Annotated in this window: 10 protein-coding genes and 2 pseudogenes; 6 read left to right on the forward strand and 6 right to left on the reverse strand. The window is 71.7% G+C overall.

Going from position 1 to position 14,980, the window contains the following annotated elements; all coding sequences use genetic code 11:
• A pseudogene (locus tag BFF77_RS36755) lies at nucleotides 1-110 on the forward strand (roadblock/LC7 domain-containing protein); the annotation flags it as partial.
• A 14-nt stretch (nucleotides 111-124) separates the two neighbouring features.
• On the opposite strand, the pseudogene BFF77_RS10260 reads toward BFF77_RS36755, so the two are convergent.
• From BFF77_RS10260 to BFF77_RS10275, 4 genes and pseudogenes are all read right to left on the reverse strand, one after another.
• Nucleotides 125-487 (reverse strand): annotated as a pseudogene (locus BFF77_RS10260) (roadblock/LC7 domain-containing protein); the annotation flags it as partial.
• Nucleotides 484-1,623, reverse strand: a complete 1,140-nt coding sequence (locus BFF77_RS10265; RefSeq protein WP_066946708.1) for an ATP-binding protein — start codon at nucleotides 1,621-1,623, stop codon at nucleotides 484-486. The gene BFF77_RS10265 and the pseudogene BFF77_RS10260, both read right to left, overlap by 4 nt.
• Nucleotides 1,624-2,282: 659 nt before the next feature.
• Nucleotides 2,283-3,083 carry a hypothetical protein gene (locus tag BFF77_RS10270; RefSeq protein ID WP_066946710.1) on the reverse strand — a complete coding sequence of 267 codons (801 nt, stop codon included), beginning with the start codon at nucleotides 3,081-3,083 and terminating at the stop codon, nucleotides 2,283-2,285.
• A 430-nt stretch (nucleotides 3,084-3,513) separates the two neighbouring features.
• Complete coding sequence (locus tag BFF77_RS10275; RefSeq protein WP_066946713.1) at nucleotides 3,514-5,430, reverse strand: PucR family transcriptional regulator ligand-binding domain-containing protein; 1,917 nt, start codon at nucleotides 5,428-5,430, stop codon at nucleotides 3,514-3,516.
• Nucleotides 5,431-5,784: 354 nt separating this feature from the next.
• On the opposite strand from BFF77_RS10275, the gene BFF77_RS10280 reads away from it, so the two are divergent.
• The 4 genes from BFF77_RS10280 (at nucleotide 5,785) to BFF77_RS10295 (ending at nucleotide 10,988) form a co-directional block, all read left to right on the forward strand.
• Nucleotides 5,785-6,675 (forward strand): FAD binding domain-containing protein, encoded by an 891-nt coding sequence (locus BFF77_RS10280; RefSeq protein WP_066946716.1) that lies wholly within the window; start codon nucleotides 5,785-5,787, stop codon nucleotides 6,673-6,675.
• A gap of 2 nt (nucleotides 6,676-6,677) precedes the next feature.
• On the forward strand, nucleotides 6,678-7,259 hold the full coding sequence (locus BFF77_RS10285) for a (2Fe-2S)-binding protein (RefSeq protein ID WP_066946719.1): 582 nt from the start codon (nucleotides 6,678-6,680) through the stop codon (nucleotides 7,257-7,259).
• Between the two features lie 5 nt (nucleotides 7,260-7,264).
• Nucleotides 7,265-9,649, forward strand: coding sequence for a xanthine dehydrogenase subunit D (gene pucD, locus BFF77_RS10290; protein WP_066946722.1), 2,385 nt, complete (start codon nucleotides 7,265-7,267; stop codon nucleotides 9,647-9,649).
• Between the two features lie 193 nt (nucleotides 9,650-9,842).
• Entirely contained in the window at nucleotides 9,843-10,988 is a 1,146-nt protein-coding gene (locus BFF77_RS10295; RefSeq protein ID WP_066946724.1) for an XdhC family protein, read from the forward strand.
• 65 nt (nucleotides 10,989-11,053) lie between these two features.
• On the opposite strand, the gene BFF77_RS10300 is transcribed toward BFF77_RS10295, so the two are convergent.
• Nucleotides 11,054-12,079 carry a LacI family DNA-binding transcriptional regulator gene (locus BFF77_RS10300; RefSeq protein WP_066946726.1) on the reverse strand — a complete coding sequence of 342 codons (1,026 nt, stop codon included), beginning with the start codon at nucleotides 12,077-12,079 and terminating at the stop codon, nucleotides 11,054-11,056.
• Between the two features lie 274 nt (nucleotides 12,080-12,353).
• Nucleotides 12,354-13,550 (reverse strand): lactonase family protein, encoded by a 1,197-nt coding sequence (locus BFF77_RS10305; protein WP_107422132.1) that lies wholly within the window; start codon nucleotides 13,548-13,550, stop codon nucleotides 12,354-12,356.
• Nucleotides 13,551-13,645: 95 nt separating this feature from the next.
• Between BFF77_RS10305 and BFF77_RS10310 the strand changes: the two genes are divergently transcribed.
• On the forward strand, nucleotides 13,646-14,914 hold the full coding sequence (locus tag BFF77_RS10310) for a VWA domain-containing protein (protein ID WP_066946729.1): 1,269 nt from the start codon (nucleotides 13,646-13,648) through the stop codon (nucleotides 14,912-14,914).
• Nucleotides 14,915-14,980 lie beyond the last annotated feature (66 nt).

Raw genomic sequence — 14,980 nt, forward strand, 5'->3', positions numbered from 1 at the left:
CGCCCGACGTCGACATGGCGGAGATCACCTTCCGCATGATGCAGCTCGTCGGCCAGCTCGGTAAGTCCCTGACCAGTCCCCCTCGCGAGATTGCGGACACCAAGGCATGACGACTCCGGACGAACCCGAGCTGGCCGACGAGCTGCATCATGCGGAAGGTGATCTCCGCCATGTCGACGTCGGGCGATGCCGAGACGGCGAGATAGGCCCCTTCGCCGGCGGAGATGAGGAAGACCCAGCCGTGGTCGAACTCCACCAGCGTCTGACGCCACTGGGGCCGCTCGCTGGGAGGTCCGCCGCAGAAGTCGGCGACCGTGCGGCTCAGCGACTGCATCCCGCTCATCGCGGCGGCGACGGTGTCGGCGTGGTCCTTGCCGACATCGTTCGAACGGGCCATGAGCAGGCCGTCCGCGGAGACCAGGATCGCGTGGCGCGCCTCGGGCACTTCCAGAGCACTGTCAAGCATCCATGACAGATCGTAATTCACTGAGACTCATGCCCTTCGCTGCTTGCGTTGGTGGAACGACGGCCCGACTGCGTTCCCCGCTGGAACGCGCCCATGACGGAGGCGGCCTGCTCGCTGGAACGAGCGGGGGTCTCCGTGCTCTCGGCCGCCGGAACGATGGATATCGCGCCTCGCCGGCGCCGCTTCGGCAGTCCGCCGAACGTGGTGCCGCGCGTCGCCGGGGTCTCTTCCGGAGGCATCGGGGAGGACGCGGCCATGGCGGGATTCTCCTCGGGCTCGGGCGTGGGCGCGGGCATGGACGTGAGGAGCTCCTCGGGAAGAAGCACGACCGCGCGCACACCACCGTACGGAGAGGTCGAGTCCACGGAGACCGTGAAGCCGTAGCGGGCCGCGAGCACACCGATCACGGTGAATCCGAACTGCGGCGGGTTGCCGAGACCGGAGACACCGGGGGAGCGTTCGCTCGAAAGGAGCTTGGCGGCCCTGCTCTTCTCTTCCTCGTTCATGCCGACACCGGCGTCGTCGACGATGATGCAGACGCCCTTGGGCACGGGCCGGATATTGATCTCGATCATCGTCTCGGGCGCCGAGTAACTGGTGGCGTTGTCCAGCAGTTCGGCGAGCGTGAGCGCGACCGGTTCGACGGCGCGGCTGACGATGGCGAAATTGCTCTGGGCGCGGATCTCGACGCGCGTGAAGTGGCGGATACGGCCCTTCGCGCTGCGGACCACGTCGTACAGGGAGGCCGAGGCGCGCTGGCGGCCGAGCCATCCGTCGCAGAGAACGGCGATGGACTGCGCACGCCGGGCGAACTGCGAGTTCATGTGGTCGATGTCGAGGAGGTCCTGGAGAATCTGGAGTTCTCCGTACTTGTCCTGGAGCTTCGTGATGGCGAGCTGCTGCTCGCTGGCGAGACCCTGGAGCGTCCGCATCGCGGATTTCAGAGCGGTCTTGGTCGCCTCTTCTGCTCGGTCCTTGGCCTCTTCGACCGCCTCCGAGTAGTGATTCTCCAGATTGGCGTAATGTGCCCTGAGTTCCTGTTTTTCCTTCTTGAGTTCGGCTATCGACTTTCTACCGCGAATGATCGCGGTCGCGGCGACAGGAGTACCAGCGGCTATCAGACCCCAAAGCGCTGGATCCTGGAAGTATTGCGTCATAAGGCTCTCTTCGGGCGACTGGGGCACCGGACACTGAATGTCTGGACGCTGCGTTCGAGTGCGCTCACAGTCTCAGACATACGGGATCGGCCGCGCATACTCGCCCGCCGGACTGCCTTGAAAGGCCCGGCTGATGGCATAGCTCTCCCCGGGGTGGCGGATTTCTGGGCCGATGCGCTGACTTTCCCTTTATGCCATAGCGGGATTACCACCGCTTGGCAAGCTTGGCGATCTTATCATCACACCAAGGCTCGACGTCCATGTCCTTCGGTTCCGTATCCGGCATCTGACGGAAATTCAGCAGGGCTCCGCGTACGGGGTCTTCGGTGCCTGGAACCCCTGGTCGGAGGTGCTGTCTGACGGTACGTCGGGACGGGACGGGCAGGGCTGTGCGGGTGCCTCCGGATCGTGGGCGCGGGCATGGGTGACTACTGCAGCGATCCGGGGGACGCCGGATTGCCGTAGTGCCGGAGGGTACCCGTGACGGTTGACGGCGAGTCAGCGGGGTCGGGTTGCCATCGGGTTGCGATCGGACGGCGACGCGGAGGTCGCGTCCACGTCACCGACCGCGCCCGGGGGCGCGCACACGCCCGGCCCGGCGGGCGCGTGCGCGTACCGGCCGTCGCGTTCGGGCGCCGACCGGGTGCGTACGGATCGGATCAGGCGTCGGCGGCCCGTGGTGCGACGACCGGGGCCCGGGGCGCGAGCTGCTCCGCCAGCCAGGTCGGCACACCGCCCAGCAGCCGGAAGAGACGGCCCGCCTCCTCGCGCAGGCGCGTGGCCTCGGGCTCGGGCTCGGCATCGGCCAGGGCGGCCAGCGCCGGCGCCGTACCGACCAGGTAGCCCAGCTCCTCGCGGATACGGAGGGACTCGCTGAAGCCGTGTCTCGCCTCGGCCAGTTCGCCCTCCCGCAGGGCGAGCCCGGCGAGATGGCGCCAGGTGAAGGAGAGCAGCAGGGTCTCGCCGTGCGCGGTGGCGGCGGCGTGGGCACGGCGGTAGGCGGCACGGGCGGACTGCGGGGAGTCCGAGAGGTGCTCGGCGATCAGCCCGCGCCGGAAGTCGAGCAGCGCGCGGCCGGGGGCCGTCGGGTCGAGCAGGGCCGCCGCCCTGCCGAGCGCCGCGCGCGCCTCGTCCGCGCGGTCGCGTACGCCGAGGACGGTCGAGGCGTACGCGAGATGGCCGCGCTCGCAGGCGGCGGCGCCGCGTTCGTGGTCCTCGCGGGCCGTGGCCTCCGCCGAACGGAGCGCGTCCTCGGCCTCCGGCCAGCCGGTCCCCGTGAACAGACAGCGCTCGACGAGCAGCGAGGCCCGCTGGAGCGCCGGCGCGGGAGCGGCGGTGTGCGGTGCGAGCAGGGCCGCTGCGTCGGTCCAACAGCCGCGTGAGCGCAGCCGCCATACCGCGGTCTGGAGTGGGTCGTCACCGGCAGTGGTTCCGGAACCAGACATGGCGGTATGCGCCACATTGCCCTCCCCGAGCGCGCCATTGTGCTGTTGAGTGTGGACGCATCTCAGCACGGATGGGCATGCCGGGCCAATAGGTCAGGTGAAAAATTTCACAATCCCGTGGTCGCCGGAGCCGCTCCGTACGGGCGGTTGACGGCGGTCCCCGAGGGGGCCGTCGAAGGGGCGCGAAGGTCTCGCAGGGGCTGTCACCTGCGGCGACGGCGGCGGTACGGTCGGTGGCCGGGTCGCTGGCGAGCCCTCCAGCCGACGGGGTCGGATTTTTCCGTGCCCGTATCGGGTGATGGCGTCAACCGGCGTGGACATGGCACGGCAGGGCGTCCGGCTACGACCGGTCGGCCCGGCGTCGGACCGGCCGCGGTTCAGGACGGCGCAGGGATCAGGACCGTCCGCGGGTCGGCTCACGCGCGGGCTCGGGACCGTCCGCGGGTCAGCTCATGCGCAGGGCCAGGAAGAAGTCCAGCTTGTCCTCCAGCCGCGACAGGTCGCGCCCCGTGAGCTGTTCGATCCGGCCCACCCGGTACCGCAGCGTGTTCACATGCAGATGCAGCCGGGCCGCGCACCGCGTCCAGGAGCCGTCGCAGTCGAGGAACGCCTCCAGCGTGGGGATCAGCTCCGCACGGTGACGGCGGTCGTAGTCGCGCAGAGGGTCCAGCAGCCGCGCGGTGAAGGCACGGCGGACGTCGTCGGGGACGAACGGGAGGAGCAGCACGTGTGACGCCAGTTCATGGTGGCCCGCCGCGCAGACACGGCCGGGCCGGGCCGCCGCCACCCGGCGGGCGTGGCGGGCCTCCTCCAGCGCGCCGTGGAGCCCTTCCGCCGAGCCGACGGCGGCGCTGACACCCAGGGTCAGCCGTCCGTCGTCCGCCAGACCTGCCGTCAGAGGGCCCCGTACGGACGCCAGGAGCGCGTCCGCGTGCAGACCCGGACCGTCGGCCGGGTCCGCCGTCCCGCCCGCCGCCTGCCCCGCCGCGTGGCCGGGCGCCGGACCGTGTCCGTGTCCGTCGATCGGATCGGGCGTACGGGGTGTCCCGGGCGTACGGGAGGGTGACGTGGGCAGTGGCACCAGCGCGATCGCCTCGTCCTCCGTCCGCGCGACCGCGATCCGGTCGGCGGAGTCGGCCCCCGTGCCCGCTGTCCCGGCCGTCGCGGGCTCGATCAGGATCTCCTCCAGCAGCGCCTGGGCCACCGGACCGCCCGCCACCGCCTTCCTCGCACCGTCCGCGTCCGGACCTTCCGTACCGTCCCTGGCGTCCCTGGCGTCCCTGGCGTCCACGGCGTTCGTGCCGTCCGTGCCGTCCGTGGCGCTCCGGCCGCCCTGTCCCCACTCCACCCTGGCCACCACGACCTGCCACCGCGGCGCGGTGCCCAGTCCCGGCAGCAGCACCGGCGCGGCCACCCGCAGCCGCGCGGCGATCTCCGCGGGAGCCGCGCCCTCCTGGACCAGTTCCAGCACCTCCTGGGCGAGCCGGCGCCGTACCGTACGGGCCGCGTCCCGCCGGTCACGTTCCACCGCGATCAGCTGTGTGACGCCCTGGAGCAGATCGAGCCGGGCGGCGGGCCAGTCGCCCGCGTCCGCCTCCACCACCAGCAGCCAGTCGGAGAGCACGGTCTCGCGTACATCCCGTACGCCGCGCGGGTCGCGCACCTCGCGGGAGCCGGCGACGACCGGCCCGTGCCCCGGGCCGCTCACGGGGAAGAGGGAGTACGTCGTCCCGTCGACGCCCACGCGGTAGGGGCCGCGGCGTCCCGCGCGGACCGCGGCGAGATGCTCACCGGCGAGCGCGGCGGCCCGCGCCGGCGGCAGCGGCTCACTCGCGCCCGCGATCCGCCGGCCGGTGGGCGAGAGCACCCAGGCCCGCAGATCGAGATCGGAGCCCAGCAGATCGAGGACCACGTCCGGGCCGCCGCCCGCCGGACCCGCGGTCATCAGCCGGCGGTGGCGGTCCACGACCGCGGCCAGATCGCCCGCCCGCTCGCCGGACACCTGGCGGACCACGTACTCGGTGACGGCCGCGAACGCCACGTCCTCGCTCACCGCGAAGAGCGGCAGCCGATGGTGCTCGCACGCCGTGATCAGATCGCCGGGCACATCGCCCAGCTCCGCCTCGCCCGCGGCCAGCGCGGCGACCCCGGCGGCGGCCAGGATACGGACGAACGGTTCCGAGTCCTCGGCGCGCCGCCGCCAGGCGAGACCGGTGAGCACCAGCTCACCACCGGAGAGATAGCGGCTCGGGTCGCGCAGATCGGTGGTCATCACTCCGCGGACGGTCCGGTCCAGCTCGTCCTCGCCGCCCAGCAGCCGCAGACCCAGCGCATCGGTTCCCAGCAGTGCGCGCAGCCGCATCTCGTCGTCGCCGCCGATCTTTCTCGTGGTCGCCCACCCGTCGGTGCCGAGTGGCTCGCAGCCGTGAAGCTCATGGGTCCCGTGGGGCCCGAAGCCATGGGCGTGCGCGGACAGCCCGCGTACGCATGTTTCAGGAGGAAGACCTCACGGTTACCGGGTCCAGTCTTTCGTTCGAATCTACAAGACCCGGAAGGCGACCAGCCAACTCCTTCATGGTTTTGGTGACTGCACCTGGCGGGCCCCTGCTTGTGTACTTGTGCCACACAGCGTGAAGAGCTCATGGACAGACCCCGATCGCGACCGGTCAGGAATCGCCACCGATCCAGAAGCCACCGATCAAGAAGAGAGCCACTCATGGACTTCCTTCGCCCAGCAACCTGGGAGGAGGCGCTCGCCGCCAAGGCGGAGCACCCCACCGCTGTGCCCATCGCGGGTGGCACGGACGTCATGGTCGAGATCAACTTCGACCACCGGCGGCCCGAGTACCTGCTCGATCTCAACCGCATCGGCGAGCTGAGCGCGTGGACGGTCGGCGAGGAGACCGTCGAACTGGGCGCCTCCGTGCCGTACACCCGCATCATGGAGCACCTCAGGGCCGAGCTGCCGGGCCTCGCGATCGCCTCGCACACCGTCGCCTCGCCGCAGATCCGCAACCGCGGCGGCGTCGGCGGCAATCTCGGCACCGCCTCCCCGGCCGGCGACGCGCACCCCGCGCTGCTCGCTGCGGGCGCCGAGGTCGAGGCCGAGTCGGTACGGGGCAGCCGCCGCATCCCGATCGACGCGTTCTACACCGGGGTGAAGCGCAACGCGCTCGCCGCCGACGAACTCATCAGATCGGTGCACATCAAGAAGGCGGACGGCCCGCAGCAGTTCTCGAAGGTCGGCACGCGCAACGCGATGGTCATCGCCGTCTGCGCCTTCGGGCTCGCGCTGCATCCCGCGACCAGGACCGTCAGGACCGGTATCGGCTCCGCCGCGCCCACTCCCGTACGCGCCCGAGTGGCGGAGGAGTTCCTGAACGCGGCGCTCGAAGAGGGCGGTTTCTGGGAGAGCGGCCGGATCATCACACCGTCGATCGCCCGGGAGTTCGCCACGCTCGCCGCGGGCGCCTGCAATCCCATCGACGATGTGCGCGGCACCGCGCGCTATCGCCGTCACGCGGTCGCCGTCATGGCCCGCCGCCAGCTCGGCTGGACCTGGGAGCAGTACCGCGGCACCGGCCGCGCCATGGAAGGAGCCGCATAGCCATGCGCGTCAATTTCACGGTCAACGGACGTGAGCAGCGGGCCGACGACGTCTGGGAGGGCGAGAGCCTGCTCTACGTCCTTCGGGAGCGGCTGGGCCTGCCGGGCTCCAAGAACGCCTGTGAGCAGGGCGAGTGCGGCTCCTGCACGGTACGGCTCGACGGTGTGCCGGTCTGCTCCTGCCTGGTGGCGGCCGGTCAGGTCGAGGGCCGCGAGGTCCTCACCGTCGAGGGCCTCGCGGAGTACGCCGGAAACCGCGCCGCGGGCGGCGGCGCGTCCGTCCCCGGCGCCGCGACCGGCGAGGCGGGCGCCGGCGCCGCCCGCCCGGGCACCGCGCCCCACCCCGGCGGGAGCGGCGAGCTGTCCCCGGTCCAGCAGGCGTTCATCGACGCGGGCGCCGTGCAGTGCGGCTTCTGCACGCCCGGACTGCTGGTCGCCGCCGACGAGCTGCTGGAGCGCGTGCCCTCCCCGAGCGACGCGGACATCCGGGAGGCGCTCTCGGGTAACCTCTGCCGCTGCACGGGCTACGAGAAGATCCTCGACGCGGTCCGGCTCGCGGCCGCCCGGCAGGAAGAGACGGTCTGACGGCCATGCCCACCACCGGAACCCCCACCAGCCTCAGCCAGGGCTCCCGCACCAGAGGCGGCATCGGCGAGTCGACACTCCGTCCCGACGGCACGCTCAAGGTCACCGGAGAGTTCGCGTACTCCTCCGACATGTGGCACGAAGACATGTTGTGGGGCCACACATTGCGTTCCACCGTGGCGCATGCCGAGATCAGATCGATCGACATCGCCGAGGCCCTCGCCACCCCGGGGGTCCACGCCGTACTGACCTACGACGATCTCCCCGCCCCGGTGAAGAACTACGGGCTGGAGATCCAGGACACCCCCGTCCTCGCCCACGGCAAGGTCCGCCATCACGGGGAACCGGTGGCGCTCGTCGCCGCCGACCATCCCGAGACCGCCCGCCGCGCCGCCGCGAAGATCCGTGTCGACTACGCCGAACTGCCCGTCGTCACCGACGAGGCCTCCGCCACCGCGCCCGGCGCGCCGCTGGTCCACGAGGGCCGCGGCGACCACCACAGCGGCCATGTCCCGCACCCGAACATCGTGCACCGCCAGCCGATCGTCCGCGGTGACGCCGGCGAGGCCGCCGCGCGCGCCGATGTGATCGTCTCGGGCGACTATGTCTTCGGCATGCAGGACCAGGCCTTCCTCGGACCGGAGTCCGGGCTCGCGGTGCCCGCCGAGGACGGCGGGGTCGACCTCTATGTCGCCACCCAGTGGCTCCACTCCGACCTCCGCCAGATCGCCCCGGTCCTCGGACTGCCCGAGGAGAAGATCCGGATGACGCTCTCCGGGGTCGGCGGCGCCTTCGGCGGCCGGGAGGACCTGTCGATGCAGATCCACGGCTGTCTGCTGGCGCTGCGCACCGGCAAACCGGTCAAGATGGTCTACAACCGGTTCGAGTCGTTCTTCGGCCATGTCCACCGCCACCCGGCGAAGCTCTGGTACGAGCACGGCGCCACACGCGACGGCCGGATCACCCATATGAGGTGCCGGATCGTGCTGGACGGCGGCGCGTACGCCTCCTCCTCCCCGGCCGTCGTCGGCAACGCCGCCTCCCTCTCCGCCGGGCCGTACGCCATCGACCATGTCGACATCGAGGCGCTCGCGCTCTACACCAACAACCCGCCCTGCGGTGCGATGCGCGGCTTCGGCGCCGTCCAGGCGTGCTTCGCTTACGAGGCGCAGATGGACCGGCTGGCGGCGGCGCTCGACATGGACCCGGTGGAGTTCCGGCAGCTCAACGCCATGGAGCAGGGCACGCTGATGCCCACGGGACAGCCCGTCGACTCCCCGGCGCCCGTCGCCGAACTGCTGCGCCGCGTCAAGGCCCGGCCGCTGCCGCCCGAGCAGCAGTGGCTCGTGGCCGGCGAGGAGGCCGACGTACGCGCCCTGCCCGGCGGGCTCTCCAACACCACCCACGGCGAAGGCGTCGTGCGAGGCGTCGGCTACGCGGTCGGCATCAAGAACGTCGGTTTCTCCGAGGGCTTCGACGACTACTCCACCGCGCGTGTACGGCTGGAAGTGATCGCCGGGGAGCCGGTCGCCGTCGTCCACACCGCCATGGCCGAGGTCGGCCAGGGCGGTGTCACGGTCCACGCGCAGATCGCCCGGACCGAACTCGGTGTCGCCCAGGTCACCATCCAGCCCGCGGACACCCGGGTCGGCTCGGCGGGATCCACCTCGGCCTCGCGCCAGACCTATGTCACGGGCGGTGCGGTCAAGCACGCCTGCGAGGCCGTCCGGGAGAAGGTCCTGGAGCGCGGCCGGCGCTTGTTCGGCACGTATCACCCCGCGTGGGCCACCGCCGAGCTGCTGCTCGAAGGCGGCAAGGTCGTCACCGACGCCGGTGAGGTCCTCGCCGATCTCGCGGACGTGCTGGGGGACGAGGCGGTGGAGCTGGAGCTGGAGTGGCGCCACCGGCCGACCGAGGCCTTCGACCTGCGTACGGGACAGGGCCACGGCCATGTCCAGTACTCGTTCGCCGCGCACCGCGCGGTCGTCGAGGTGGACACGGAGCTCGGGCTGGTCAAGGTGATCGAACTGGCCGTCGCCCAGGACGTCGGCAAGGCGCTCAACCCGCTCTCCGTCGAGGGCCAGATCCAGGGCGGCACCACCCAGGGCCTGGGCATCGCGGTCATGGAGGAGATCCTGATCGACCCCGTGACCGCGAAGGTGCGCAATCCGTCCTTCACGGACTATCTGATCCCCACCATCCTGGACACGCCGACCATTCCCATCGACGTACTCGAACTGGCCGACGACCACGCGCCGTACGGACTGCGCGGTATCGGTGAGGCCCCGACCCTCTCGTCAACTCCCGCGGTGCTCGCGGCGATCAGGAACGCGACGGGGCTGGAGCTGAACCGGACGCCGGTACGCCCGGAACATCTCACGGGCACCTGAGGCCGTACGGGCGACCGCACCTGACACACCGTCAGGCAAGGCGCCGGGCGGAGCGGCCCCTCTCCTGTACGGCGGGGCCGCGCCGCGGGGCCTCCCCGTGATCTTCGTGGTCCTCTCCGCCGCTCCCTCCGGTCGAGTCCTGGCCCGGCGCCCGCCGGCCGCCCGCTTCCCGCACCCGAAAGGCAGGACCGTGATGCTGGACATCGCCGAGGAGCTGCACCGGTGGGTCGGGCAGGGACGTGACTTCGCCGTCGCCACGGTGGTCGCGGTCGGCGGCAGCGCGCCGCGCGGGCCGGGCGCCGCGCTCGCCGTCGACAGCGGGGGCACGGCGATCGGCTCGGTCTCCGGCGGCTGTGTGGAGGGCGCGGTGTACGAGCTGTGCCGGCAGGCGCTGGAGGACGGCACCACCCTGCTCCAGCAGTTCGGCTACAGCGACGACGACGCCTTCGCCGTAGGGCTGACCTGTGGTGGAGTCATCGACATCCTGGTGACGCCGGTACGGGCGGAGGCGGCCGGAGGGCCCGGCGGCGCGGTGGTCGCCGCCGCCCTGACCGCCGCCGCGCGCGGAGAGGCGGCGGCGCTCGCGCGGATCGCCGAGGGACCGGAGGAACTGCGGGGCCGCGCCCTGCTCGTACGGCCCGGCGGATCGTACGAGGGCGGCCTCGGCGGACATCCCGAGCTCGACCGTACGGCGGCGGCGGAGGCCCACGCCATGCTGGACGCGGGCCGAACGGGCACGGTCCTCATCGGTGAGCGGGGATCGCGCTGCGGACAGCCGCTGACGCTGCTCGTCGAGTCGAGCGTGCCGCCCCCTCGCATGATCGTCTTCGGCGCGATCGACTTCGCCTCGGCGCTCGTGAGCGTCGGCAAGTTCCTCGGCTACCACGTGACGGTGTGCGACGCGCGGCCCGTCTTCGCCACCCGGGCCCGCTTCCCGGACGCCGACGAGATCGTCGTGGACTGGCCGCACCGCTATCTGGCCTCGACCGGGACCGACGCCCGCACGGTGCTCTGCGTACTGACCCATGACGCCAAGTTCGACGTGCCGCTGCTGGAGTCGGCCCTGCGGCTGCCGGTGGCCTTCGTCGGCGCGATGGGGTCGCGGCGCACGCACGAGGACCGCAACCGGCGGCTGCGCGAGGCCGGTGTCACCGAACGGGAACTGGCCCGGCTGCACTCACCGATCGGACTCGACCTCGGTGCGCGCACGCCCGAGGAGACCGCGCTCTCGATCGCCGCGGAGATCGTCGCGGTGCGCAGGGGCGGCACCGGCGTCCCGCTGAAGGGCGCGCACACACCGATCCACCGGCCGATCCACCGGATCGACTCCGTGGCCTGAGCCGGGACGCGACGGTCGCCGAGCCCCTGGGCTGTCCGGATACCGACGGGAGGGTTCCCGGGGGGTCACCCCGAGGCCCGGCGCACCAGTTCCGTCCGCAGGACCACGTGCTGCCAGGCCGAGGAGGCATCGCTGATCGACTCCAGCAGCACCCGCGCCATGGTCCGTCCCATCTCCTCCACGGGCTGGCGCACCGAGGTGAGCTGAGGATCCGTGTGGCGTGCGATGGGGGAGTCGTCGAAGCCCACCACGGCCACGTCCTCGGGAATCCGGCGGCCCGCCGCCCGCAAGGTGTGCAGGGCGCCCACCGCCATCACGTCGGAGGCGGCGAACACCGCGTCGAGCCCGGGATGGAGCGCCAGCAGCTCCGCCATCGCCCGGCGCCCGCTCTCCTCCGTGAAGTCACCATGGGCGATCCAGGAGGGCCGGGGGCCGCCGGGAGTGTTCCGTACGGCCTCCTCGTAGCCGCGCAGCCGGCACTGCGCCACATACATGTCCAGCGGCCCTGTGATGGTGGCGATACCGCGCCGCCCCGACGCCGACAGATGACGTACGGCCGCACGTGCGCCGCCCACATTGTCGGAGTCGACATAGGACACGGACTCGTCGCCGGATCTACGGCCGCTGAGGACCGTGGGCATGTCCATCCCGGCGAGCAGGTCGGGCAGCGTGTCGCTGTCGTGGAGGGAGACGAGCAGGACCCCGTCGATCCGGCGGGCGCGCGCGTACTGGAGGAAGCGCTGCCGTTCCTTCTCCGTACGGACCAGGGTGAGCAGGAGCTGCAGATCGGTGTCGGCGAGACCGTCGCCCACCCCGTGCACGATGTCGGAGAAGTACGGCTCGGCGAAGAAGCGCTTCTCGGTCTCGGGTATCACCAGCGCCACGGCGTCCGTGCGGCTTCCCGCGAGGGCGCGGGCCGCCCGGTTGGGTATGTAGCCGAGCTGGGCGATCGCCTGCTCGACAAGGTGCCTGGTGGTGTCCTTCACCCGCGGGGAGTTGTTGATGACGCGGGACACCGTGCCCCGTCCGACGCCCGCGAGCGCGGCGACCTCCTCCAGCGTGGGCTGGCCCGTACGTCCCTTCGCCGCCATCGTGCGACCTCCTGTCGCGAGTGTGCCCGGGGCCCGGTCCAGGAGCGGGGAACGGGCTGCTCGCCATCAAATCACTGGGAGCGCTCCCATGCGCGAAAACGGCGAAGCGGCTTGGAACGGACGGGGAACGCGCCGGCTCGGGGGAGGTCCAGGTCCATGGGGCGAAGCCATATGGTGCTGAGCGCCATGGTGGGAACGCCCATGGAGCGAGTGCCTGTGCCCGGCACGCCTGTGGCGGGAACGCCCGTAGGGCGAGCGCCTGTGGCCGCGACACCTACAGCGGCAGCGCGCAGACCGCTCCCGGGGCGGTGAAGGGCTCGCCCGCCGGGCGCAGTCCACCGTTGTCCCGGTCGACATGGAAGACCGTCACCGAGTTCGACCGCTGATGGGCGGCGAACAGCAGATCTCCGGCGGGCGAGAGGGCGAGCTGCCTGGGGAAGTCGCCACCGGACGGCACGGTGTCCAGCAGGCGGAGTGCCGCGCCGTCCGCCTCGACGGCGTATCGCGTCAGCGTGTTCGGGCCGCGATTGGCGAGATAGGCGAAGGCGCCGTCGCCGGTGACCACGAGCTGGGCCGGGAAGCCGCCGTTCGGGCCGGGCGTGCCGGTGGACTGCGGCTCGCCGGGCGTCAGCAGGCCGCTCCCCGGCTCGTACGCGCAGACGACGACGGTGTTGTCCAGCTCGTCGGCGAGATAGGCGTACAGGCCCGACGGATGGAAGGTCAGATGGCGGGGGCCCGCGCCGGGGCGCAGCCGCGCGTACGAGACCTGGGCGAGCGTCCCGGCCGATGGGTCCGGACGGTAGGTGTAGACGGTGTCATTGCCCAGGTCGACGGCGAGGACATGGCCGCCGTCCGGCGATGTGACGATCTGGTGCGCGTGCGGGCCGTCCTGGCCGGGGCCGGGCGGCGGAGCGGAGTGCTCCACCAGGTCCGTCCGCTCGCCCAGCGCGCCCGACGCGTCGATGGGATGCACGGCCACACTGCCGGAGGTGTAGTTCGCGCTCAGCAGCCACCGCCCGTCCGGACGCACCGACAGATGGGTGGGCCCGGCTCCGCCGGTGCTCCGGGTGCCCAGGATCCGGTGGTGTCCGTCCTCGGCCAGGGCGATCGCCGTGACCGTGCCGTTCTGCCGCTCATTGACGGTGTACAGCGTGCCGCCGTCGGGATGTACGGCGAGATACGACGGGTCGTCGACGCCCGTGATCGTGCCGGTACCGGAGATCGCGCCCGTCACGGGGTCGTACGTGGCGAGTCCCACACCGCTGCCGCCGCCCGCGACCGAGGTGTACGTACCGAGGAAGAGGGGCCGGACGGCGGCGGCGCGCCGCCGGGAGGGGGCGGCCGGACCGTCGACCGCCGCGGCGGCGGGTCCGGACCGGGACCGGGGCACCCCGGGAGCGGGCGCCGCGAGGACCGAGGTGGCGGCGACCGCTCCCATGCCGATGAATCGGCGTCTGTTCACTCCGCTCATGCCTCAACCTCCTCCGTACATCACGTACTTGACGCCTTCCGAGGCCCCGCCTGCTCGCGTTTGGTTCCCTGGTGCCAGTCTCATATCATCCGGCGATGATCATAAGTAGACGGTCGGCAGCCGCCGTGTGCGGTCTGGTGGCCACTGTGGCCCTAGGGCTCTTCCCTCCCGCTGCCGCCGCCGATGAACCTACCGGGAAACCGGCACCGAAGGTCGACCTCGTCCTCGATGTGAGCGGCTCGATGCGGGCCCGTGACATCGACGGCCAGTCCCGGATGGCCGCGGCGAAGCAGGCGTTCAACGAGGTGCTGGACGCGGTGCCGCAGGAGGTGGAGCTGGGTATCCGCACCCTCGGGGCCAACTATCCGGGCAAGGACACCGCGGTCGGCTGCAAGGACACCCGGCAGCTCTACCCCGTGGGACCACTGGACCGTACGGAGGCGAAGACCGCGGTCGCCACCCTCGTCCCCACCGGCTGGACACCCATCGGCCCCGCCCTTCTCGGCGCGGCCGAGGACCTCGACGGCGGTGACGCCACCCGCCGTATCGTCCTCATCACCGACGGCGAGGACACCTGCGCGCCGCTCGATCCCTGCGAGGTCGCGCGTGAGATCGCGGCCCGGGGCATCCATCTCACCATCGACACCCTGGGGCTCGTGCCCGACGCCAAGACCCGGCGCCAGCTGACCTGTATCGCCGAGGCCACCGGCGGCACCTACACCTCCGTGCGGCACACCGACGAGCTCTCCGGCCGGGTCAAACAGCTGGTCGACCGGGCCGCCGATCCCGTCGTCACACCGGTCGCGACCGAGGGCGCCGCGCGCTGCGCCGACGCCCCGCAGATCAAGCCGGGCCTCTACAGCGACCGGGAGAAGTTCTCCGAGCACCGCTGGTACCGCGTGGACGTCCTTCCCGGCCAGGAGCTGCGCGCCTCGGTGAGTGTCGCCGCGGACCGCGCCGTCGACCGGGACTACGCGGTGCTGCTGCGCGCCGTGACCATGCGCGGCAGAGAGATCGTCCGCGGCTCGGAGGCGGGCGACGGACGCACCGATGTGATCTCGGCGGGACTGCGCTACCCGAAACCGCCGGCCGATGACGTGGACGGTGTGAAGCCGGCCGCGGAGACGGTCTGCCTCCAGGTCGGCAACGCCTTCTCCGCGCCGGACTCCGTGCAGACCACCCCGGGTCTGCCCGTCGAGCTGACCGTCGATCTGGTGGACTCGCCGGACATGGCGTCCGACGTCGCCGCGTTCGGTCTCGGCCGCGGCTGGTGGCTGCTCGTCACCCTGGTGCTGACCGGCCTGGTCGCCGGACTGCTCTGGGGCTGGATCTCCCGCCTGCGTGTCGTCCGGAGGACCAACTGATGCGTATCACCGCCCTGCTCACGGGCTCCCTGCTGGCCGGAGCACTGCTGCTCGGCACGGCGGGCG

It is taken from the genome of Streptomyces lushanensis, from assembly GCF_001700515.1.
Lineage (GTDB): Bacteria > Actinomycetota > Actinomycetes > Streptomycetales > Streptomycetaceae > Streptomyces > Streptomyces lushanensis.

Bases quoted from the DNA above. Each gene is read 5' to 3' on its own strand.
- BFF77_RS10295 (WP_066946724.1), top strand. From the start codon at position 9,843: ATGCTGGACATCGCCGAGGAGCTGCACCGGTGGGTCGGGCAGGGACGT.
- BFF77_RS10300 (WP_066946726.1), bottom strand. From the start codon at position 12,079: ATGGCGGCGAAGGGACGTACGGGCCAGCCCACGCTGGAGGAGGTCGCC.
- BFF77_RS10310 (WP_066946729.1), top strand. From the start codon at position 13,646: ATGATCATAAGTAGACGGTCGGCAGCCGCCGTGTGCGGTCTGGTGGCC.
- BFF77_RS10305 (WP_107422132.1), bottom strand. From the start codon at position 13,550: ATGAGCGGAGTGAACAGACGCCGATTCATCGGCATGGGAGCGGTCGCC.
- BFF77_RS10280 (WP_066946716.1), top strand. From the start codon at position 5,785: ATGGACTTCCTTCGCCCAGCAACCTGGGAGGAGGCGCTCGCCGCCAAG.
- pucD (WP_066946722.1), top strand. From the start codon at position 7,265: ATGCCCACCACCGGAACCCCCACCAGCCTCAGCCAGGGCTCCCGCACC.
- BFF77_RS10285 (WP_066946719.1), top strand. From the start codon at position 6,678: ATGCGCGTCAATTTCACGGTCAACGGACGTGAGCAGCGGGCCGACGAC.
- BFF77_RS10265 (WP_066946708.1), bottom strand. From the start codon at position 1,623: ATGACGCAATACTTCCAGGATCCAGCGCTTTGGGGTCTGATAGCCGCT.
- BFF77_RS10275 (WP_066946713.1), bottom strand. From the start codon at position 5,430: ATGCGGCTGCGCGCACTGCTGGGAACCGATGCGCTGGGTCTGCGGCTG.